General features: G+C 63.1%; 1 protein-coding gene and 1 pseudogene. One reads left to right on the plus strand and one right to left on the minus strand.

What is annotated here, in order from left to right; genetic code table 11:
- Positions 1-1,616, plus strand: a pseudogene (locus L9Z73_RS28395) (dermonecrotic toxin domain-containing protein); the annotation flags it as partial.
- A gap of 77 nt (positions 1,617-1,693) precedes the next feature.
- Here L9Z73_RS28395 and L9Z73_RS28400 read toward each other — a convergent pair.
- The coding region (locus tag L9Z73_RS28400; protein WP_247408102.1) for an imelysin family protein at positions 1,694-2,929 on the minus strand (1,236 nt) is incomplete at its 5' end.

A 2,929-nucleotide genomic window follows, 5' to 3' on the forward strand; every position in this document is an offset into this window, starting at 1 on the left:
CCCCGGCGGTGAGCGCCAGGCCCCGCGTGTTGCCGGCGGAGCTGGCGCTGGGGAAAAAGCCCGAGGGCGTGGTGCCGTTGGCCGGATGGGAAGGTAAGGGCGTGCATCACACCGCCTCGAACGCCGCAGGTGCCCAGCGCTACTTCCTCAATGACGGCGGGCATTGGTATTCGATCATCGACGACGGCGACAAAGCCGCCTGGCGCCTCAGGGATGCGCGCAAGCTGACGCAATATCACTACTCGCCGATTCGGCAAAATGCGTCGGGGCAGTGGGAAGTTGGTTCCCATCCGGTAGGCGGACTCAAGGGCGGCAACGCGCCGGAGCGCGCCCTCAGGGATCTCTACCCGCGCCTGGATGACGTCCAGGCCAGGCGAGTGTTTGAGTCGTTCAACTTCCCGGCGGGGCGTGAAATCGAATATCGACTGGCCCTGGTCGAAAACCTGCGACTGAGGCTCTCCACGGCGGCCTTTGAGCCCTATCTGAACGTGCCGGTCCTGCGCTTTCAGTGGCGTCTGGACGGGATCGATCTACCGGACGTGCCCGCTGTGATTACACGGCGGCCATCGCCTGTCGAACCACCACCGCCGCCTCCGCGCACCATTGCCCCGGCTCCTGAGGTTACGACCGTGCGTGCTCCAAACGAACAATTCATCGAATGGGGCAGAACCCTCGACCTGGCCGAGCTTGAGGTAGTGGATGCGACACGGGGCATCTATCGGCGGATTGCAGGCGATCCGCAGTGGCTGGGCCAGGAGTACATCAAGATGGATCGGCGCTATTTCGCAATTTTGCCCAGGGACGCCGCGATGCCCAATAAAGTCTTCATTCGTGATCCTGCGCAACCGGCCAGGTACTTCATAGACCTGGAAAACCTGGTGCGCTCCGGCATCTACAATCAGCCCCGGCAGGCGAGGTTTGCCACCGGTGACGGGCTGTGGGTCATCGCCAGTGGCGTCGCCCTGAAAAAACCGATTACGGTCTATGTCCGCGAGGCGTTTGCGCTGTTGACCACCCGCTGCCAGGTGGAACTCGCCCAAATCCTGTTCAATCGCGCCAACCCGGGGGGGCTGACCCAATTGGGCCAGCGTTCGCTGATACGTACCTTGCGGGACTGGCAGTTATGGCTGCCCACGGCGCAAGCGCGACTGGCCGATCCGTTTTCGTTACTTCCACCCGCCCGCACACTCAGCGACGGCAGTTGGCAGCTACCGAACGCGCCGGGGCATTATCGCCGTCTGGACTTTCGTCCGGAGCCCGTTGCAGTGCCGCTGTTCAACGCGCTCCCGCCTGGCGCCGACGGCCGCTTGAGAACCTTGATGAGTGAGGTGGTAACCCGCTGTCGCTACGGCGTACTGGGCGGTTATGACTTTCCCGGAGAGTTGCTGTTCAGGCGCCCTGGAGATGTCAGGCTGTACTGGCTGAGATTGCGCCGCGTGGTGGGGGATCGAATCGCCACAGACGCCCAGGTTGCGCCCTACAAGAGCTTGATGGATGAGCCGACGCGCAGACTGGTCACGCAGGCTGAGGTCAGTCATAACCTTGTGCCGCTGATGGGCGGCATTCAATTGACGACGCCCGCCGCGTCACCGCAGATTTTTATCATTCGGGTGTGATGCCTTCGACTGCCGATGAAAAAAAATGCCCCGAGCAGGTCGGGGCATTCTTAATGGCGCTTAGGTGTCAGCCGTGATCAGAACTCGTGATCAGCGTTATCCGGGTTCAGGTCGCTGATCCCCAGCTTGCCCGCAGCCGCTTCGATCGAGCCGGTCTGCTTGACCAGTGCGGCGATGGCATCGCGCACGATCTGGTTGCCCGCGTCGTTGCCCGCTGCGATCAACTGGTCGTAGTGCTCACCCTTGTTGGCGTGGTCAACCATGACCTGGATCTTCGCTTCGGTCGCCGCCAGGTCCGCTTTCAACGCGGTGTCGGCAGCCGGGTCGGCCTTGGCCACCAGGGACGACAGGCTGGCGCCGCTCATTTTGCTGCCGTCAGCGCGGGTGTATTCGCCCAGGTAGACGTTGCGGATGCCCTTGGCGTCGTAGAAGTGCGAGTTATGGGTGTTGTCGCTGAAGCAATCCTGCTCGTCTTCCGGCGAGTTGGCTTCCAGGGAAACCTTCATGCGCTCACCGGCCAGTTCGCCGAGGGACAGGCTGCCCATGCCGAACAGCATTTTACGCAGGCCATCGGTGGCCGGTTCGGCCTCCAGGGTGGCGCGGTAGTTGTCTTCGACGTTGGGCTTCCAGTTGCCGACCATTTCTTCCAGGTCGCTGACCAGCAATTGAGTCACGGCGCGCAGATAAGTGCGGCGGCGCTCGTTGTGGCCGCCGGTTGCACCGTCACCGGTCAGGTAGTCCGACGCAGGACGGTTGCCGGCGCCCGGGCCGGTGCCGTTCAGGTCCTGGCCCCACAGCAGAAACTCGATGGCGTGGTAGCCGGTGGCGACGTTGGCTTCGGAACCGCCCAGCTCATTGAGGCTGGCGAGTTTTTCCGGGGTGATGTCCTTGACGTCGACCTTGTCTTCGCCGACCTGGATCTCGGTGTTGGCGATGATGTTGGCCGTGGCGCCTGGGTTACCCAGGGCGTGCTCGTAGGATTTGTCGGTGTAGTCGATCAGGCCTTCGTCCAGGGGCCAGGCGTTCACTTGGCCTTCCCAGTCGTCGATGATGGTGTTGCCGAAGCGGAACACTTCGCTCTGCAGGTACGGCACGCGGGCGGCGACCCAGGCGGTACGGGCGGCTTTGAGGGTCTCGTCGTTCGGATTGGCGAGGAAGGTGTCGATCGCGGTTTGCAGGGTTTTCGCTGTGGATTCGGCATCGCTGTACACCGCGAACACCATGTCAGCGTAATGCGCGACCACGGCCTTGGCGGCGGCTTCGTCGACTTGGCCGGCAGGGGTGGCAGCCGCTGGAGCGGCAGTGCTGGTGGC

The sequence above is a fragment of the Pseudomonas emilianonis genome (assembly GCF_023072625.1).
In the GTDB taxonomy this organism is placed as follows: Bacteria; Pseudomonadota; Gammaproteobacteria; order Pseudomonadales; family Pseudomonadaceae; genus Aquipseudomonas; species Aquipseudomonas paraveronii.